This is a genomic window from Microbacterium sp. Kw_RZR3, from assembly GCF_029222405.1.
Taxonomy (GTDB): Bacteria; Actinomycetota; Actinomycetes; order Actinomycetales; family Microbacteriaceae; genus Microbacterium.
Genome location: NZ_JARHXC010000112.1, coordinates 1 through 4,979 on the forward strand (window position 1 = coordinate 1; position 4,979 = coordinate 4,979).

Genomic DNA, 4,979 nt, shown 5'->3' on the forward strand with positions numbered 1-4,979 from the left:
CGAGCTCAGGGACCTCCGTGGCGAGGGCGGCTGAGCCGGCAGGTGGCTGAGCCGGCAGGTGGCTGAGCTCGTCGAGGCCACCGGGCACGCGATGGGGGGACAGGTGACTGAGCCTGTCGAAGCCACCGGGAACACGCACGGCATGGACCCCTCGACAGGCTCAACGTCCTCGACGGGAGGTGCGGTCAGCGCGCGGGCGCGTCCTTGATCATGTTCGTGATCCGCACCGTGGAGCAGCGGCGCCCCTGATCGTCGGAGATCGCGATCTCGTGCACCGTGAGGCTCCGCCCGAGGTGGATGGGCGTGCAGACGCCGGTGACCAGGCCCGAGGTCGCGGAGCGCGTGTGGGTGGCATTGATGTCGATGCCGACGGCCAGCTTGCCCGGGCCCGCGTGGAGATTCGCCGCCATCGAGCCGAGCGACTCGCCCAGCACGACATAGGCGCCGCCGTGCAGGAGGCCGACGGGCTGGGTGTTGCCCTCGACCGGCATGGTCGCCACGCACCGCTCGACGGTGAACTCCACCCACTCGAAGCCCATCTTCTCGGCGAGAGCGCCCATGCCGCGCTTCTTCACCCAGTCGAGGCCGGACAGGGGGTCGGGGATCGTGGACGTCATCATCGCCTTCGTGTCATCGCCGTGATCGGGCCGGGCCGGGGCAGTGTCCGTGGTCCTCGTTAGGCTGGAGGGGTGACGGATGCCGAAAAGCCTACCCTCCTCGTCGTCGACGGCCACTCGCTGGCCTACCGGGCGTTCTACGCCCTCCCGGTCGACAATTTCTCGACGAAAGACGGGCAGCACACCAACGGGATCTACGGCTTCCTGTCGATGTTCGTGAACCTCGTCAAAGCCGAGAAGCCGACGCACCTCGCGGTCGCCTTCGACACCTCGCGACAGTCGTTCCGCACGCGGGAGTACGCCGAGTACAAGGCGAATCGCAGCGAGTCGCCCGCCGAGTTCAAGGGTCAGATCCCGCTTCTCCAGGAGTGCCTCGAGGCGATGGGCGTTCCGGTTCTGAAGAAGGAGGACTTCGAGGCCGACGACATCCTCGCCACCCTCGCGACGCAGGGCGCGGCCCAGGGCTTCGAGGTCCTCGTGTGCTCCGGCGACCGCGACACGATCCAGCTCGTCACCGACGACATCACGCTGCTGTACCCCAACGTGCAGGGGGTCTCTCAGCTCAAGCGCTACGACACCGCGGCCGTCATCGAGAAGTACGGACTGCCGCCCGAGCAGTACCCCGACATCGCCGCTCTCGTCGGCGAGACGAGCGACAACCTGCCCGGCGTGCCGAAGGTGGGAGAGAAGACCGCGGTGAAGTGGCTGACGCAGTGGGGTTCGCTCGACGCCCTGCTCGAGAACGCCGACAAGGTCACGGGCGTGGTGGGCAACAACCTGCGTGAGCACCTCGACGGGGTGAGGCGAAACCGCGCGCTGAACCGCCTGCTGCGCAACGTCGAGCTGCCCGTGGGACCGTCCGACCTCGAGATGAAGCCGCTCGACGGCCAAGCGGTGCGCGACATCTTCGCGCGCCTCGAGTTCCGCACACTCCTGCCCCGCGTGTTCGATGCCCTGGGCGCAGACGCGGGCGACGGCGCCGAAGAGGCGCGTCCCACGGCGACGGCCCCCGCGCCCGCTCCGCTCGACGCGGAAGGCCTGACCGCCTGGGTGGGGGAGTCCACCGACACGGTGGGGCTGACGCTCGTGCTCGCGCAGGGAACGCCCACGCAGATCGGTCTCGCGCGTGCCGACAGCGCAGCCGAGGCCACCTGGTCACCCGCGGTGCGCGACGCCCTGGCCGGGTGGTTGGCATCCGACGCCCCCAAGGTCATGGCCGACGCGAAGCCGCAGGTAAAAGCCCTGCGGCGCGAGGGGATCGCGCTCGGCGGCATCTCGTCGGACGTGATCCTGGCCGGGTGGCTCGTGCGTCCCAGCTTCCCCGACAAGACGCTGGGCGACCTCGTCCAGCGCTACCTCGACGAGAAGCTCCCCGAAGCCGACCCCACGCAGCTCGTCCCCGAGACCGAGGGGGCCACGCCGGGTCAGCTCGCTTGGTTCATCCGCCGCGTCGCGGAGGCACAGCGGGCGGAGCTTCCCGAGCGCGTCGCCCAGGTGCTCGACGACATCGAGATGCCGACGCTGACCGCCCTCGCCGACATGGAGCTCGCCGGCGTCGCGGTGTCGCACGAGAAGCTCTCCGGCTTCTCCGCGGAGCTGGGTGCGCGCGCCGACGCTCTCGCGCGCGACGCGTACGCGGCGATCGGCCACGAAGTGAATCTCGGCTCGCCCAAGCAGCTCCAGGAGGTGCTGTTCGACGAGCTGCAGCTGCCGAAGACGCGCAAGACGAAGAGCGGATACACCACGGATGCCGCGGCCCTCGCCGATCTGCAAGAGAGCGCCCCGCACCCGTTCCTCGACCTCCTGCTGAAGCACCGCGAAGCGACCAAGCTGAAGCAGATCATCGACGCCCTCGACACCGCCACCGGGCCGGACGGACGCATCCACACGACGTACGTGCAGACGGGGAGCCAGACCGGTCGCCTCTCGAGCACCGACCCGAACCTGCAGAACATCCCGATCCGCACCGAGGAGAGTCGGCGCATCCGCGCGGCCTTCGAGGTGGGCGAAGGCTACGAGACCCTCCTCACGGCCGACTACTCGCAGATCGAGATGCGCATCATGGCGCACCTGTCGGGCGACCCCGGCCTCATCGAGGCGTTCAACTCGGGCGAAGACCTGCACCGCTTCGTGGGCGCGCGCGTGTTCGGCGTCGAGCCGTCCGAGGTCACGCCTGCGATGCGCACGAAGGTCAAGGCGATGTCGTACGGCCTCGTCTACGGGCTGTCGGCCTTCGGTCTCTCCAAGCAGTTGCGCATCGAGCAGTCCGAGGCCAAGAAGCTCATGCTCGAGTACTTCGCGCGTTTCGGTGCGGTCCGCGACTACCTGCGCGGCTCGGTCGAGCAGGCTCGCCAAGACGGATACACCGAGACGATCTTCGGCCGCCGGCGCCCGTTCCCCGACCTCACCAGCATGAACCGCGTGCTGCGCGAGAACGCCGAGCGCGCGGCCCTCAACGCCCCGATCCAGGGCAGCGCCGCCGACATCATGAAGGTCGCGCTGTTCCGGATCCGCGAGGAGTTGGCATCCGCGGGTCTGCGCTCGCGCGTCCTGCTGCAGATCCACGACGAACTCGTCGTCGAGGTGGCGGCGGGGGAGTGGGATGCCGTGGAGAGCATTGTGCGCGCCCGCATGGCGGACGCGGCCGAGCTGTCGGTGCCCCTCGACGTGCAGATCGGCCGCGGCGGCGACTGGGACGAAGCGGGCCACTAAGCGCCGGGAGCGGGGATGCGGCAGCGGTCCCGCTTCCCTAGGCTCGAAGGATGACTGACGCACAACGCACCCCCACGCCGATCGACACGATCGCCGAGGCGTGGGTCGACACCCTGGCGGAGCGCATCCCAACGCTCGCCACCTACATCGGGCGCGACGAGCACAACGGCCGCTTCGGCGACTACAGCCCCGAAGGCGCCGAGGCCCTCACCGCCGACGCCCGCGCCACGAAGGCCGCGCTCGAGGCGGCCGAGCCCGTCGACGCGATCGACACGGTCACGAAGATGGACCTCGTCCGCGAGCTCGACCTCATGATCGAGCAGCACGAGGCGAAGACCCACCTTCGCGACCTCAACGTGATCGCGTCACCGGCGCAGGACATCCGCGCGACCTTCGACCTCATGCCGACCGCGACGGTCGAGGACTGGGCCACGATCTCGGAGCGGATGAAAGCGCTGCCCGGGGCCATCGACGGCTATGTCGCGACCCTCCGCCGCGGCATCGCCGAGGGGGTCGTGCCCGCTCGTCGCCAGGTGAACGAGGTCGTCGCGCAGATCGCCCGCTACACCGCCGACACCGGCTTCTTCGCCGAGTTCGTCGGGAACGCCGCGCCCGCCGAGGGGCAGCTGCCCGCTTCGCTCGCGCGCGATCTCGACCAGAACGCCGGCGCCGCGCGCGTCGCGTACGACGGCCTGGCATCCTTCCTCTCCTCCGAGCTCGCCCCCGTGGCGGGCGAGGCCGATGGCGTCGGCCGCGAGATGTACGCGCTGCATTCGCGTCAGTTCCTCGGCGCCGAGATCGACCTCGACGAGACCTACGACTGGGGCGTCGAAGAGCTCGCCCGCATGGTCGCCGAGCAGGAGGCGATCGCGAACGAGATCCTTCCCGGCGCGAGCGTCGAAGAGGCGGTGGCGTTCCTCGAGAAGGACGAGTCGCGCAAGCTCCGCGGAACGAAGGCACTCCAGGAGTGGATGCAGCGCACGAGTGACAAGGCGGTGGAAGAGCTCGGCCGGACCCACTTCGACATCGCCGAGCCCATCCGCGAGCTCGAGTGCATGATCGCCCCGACCAACGAGGGCGGGATCTACTACACCGGGCCGACCGACGACTTCTCGCGCCCCGGCCGCATGTGGTGGTCGGTGCCCGAGGGCGTCGACAGTTTCGACACCTGGCGCGAGCTCACCACGGTGTATCACGAGGGCGTTCCGGGCCATCACCTGCAGATCGCGCAGGCCGTCTACAACCGCGCGCAGCTGAACTCCTGGCGCCGCCTGCTGGCGGGTACGAGCGGCCACGCCGAGGGCTGGGCGCTGTACGCCGAGCGTCTGATGGAGCAGCTCGGCTACCTCGACGATCCCGCCGATCGCCTCGGGATGCTCGACGGGCAGCGCATGCGCGCCGCACGCGTCGTGCTCGACATCGGTGTGCACCTCGGCAAGCCGCGCCTCGACGGCACGGGCACGTGGGACCACGACTACGCTCTCGCGTTCATGCTGAAGAACGTCAACATGAGCGAGGAGTTCGTGCGCTTCGAGGTCAACCGCTACCTCGGTTGGCCGGGTCAGGCACCCGCGTACAAGGTCGGCCAGCGCATCTGGGAGCAGGTCCGCGAGGAAGAGCGGGAGCGCCGCGGCGCCGACTTCTCGATGA

Annotated in this window: 3 protein-coding genes; 2 read left to right on the forward strand and 1 reads right to left on the reverse strand. The window is 69.4% G+C overall.

Annotation, left to right across the window (positions count from 1 at the left end):
• Positions 1-185: 185 nt before the first annotated feature.
• Positions 186-617 (reverse strand): hotdog fold thioesterase, encoded by a 432-nt coding sequence (locus tag P2P98_RS06065; protein WP_275798155.1) that lies wholly within the window; start codon positions 615-617, stop codon positions 186-188.
• Between the two features lie 72 nt (positions 618-689).
• On the opposite strand from P2P98_RS06065, the gene polA reads away from it, so the two are divergent.
• Both polA and P2P98_RS06075 read left to right on the forward strand, forming a co-directional pair.
• The gene (gene polA, locus P2P98_RS06070; RefSeq protein WP_275798157.1) at positions 690-3,329 is read left to right on the forward strand and encodes a DNA polymerase I; all 2,640 of its coding nucleotides are present in this window, start codon (positions 690-692) and stop codon (positions 3,327-3,329) included.
• Between the two features lie 50 nt (positions 3,330-3,379).
• Positions 3,380-4,979: DUF885 domain-containing protein (locus P2P98_RS06075; RefSeq protein ID WP_275798159.1), on the forward strand; the 1,600-nt coding region annotated here is incomplete at its 3' end.

Coding starts and splice junctions, on each gene's coding strand:
- P2P98_RS06065 (WP_275798155.1), bottom strand. CDS start 617: ATGACGTCCACGATCCCCGACCCCCTGTCCGGCCTCGACTGGGTGAAG.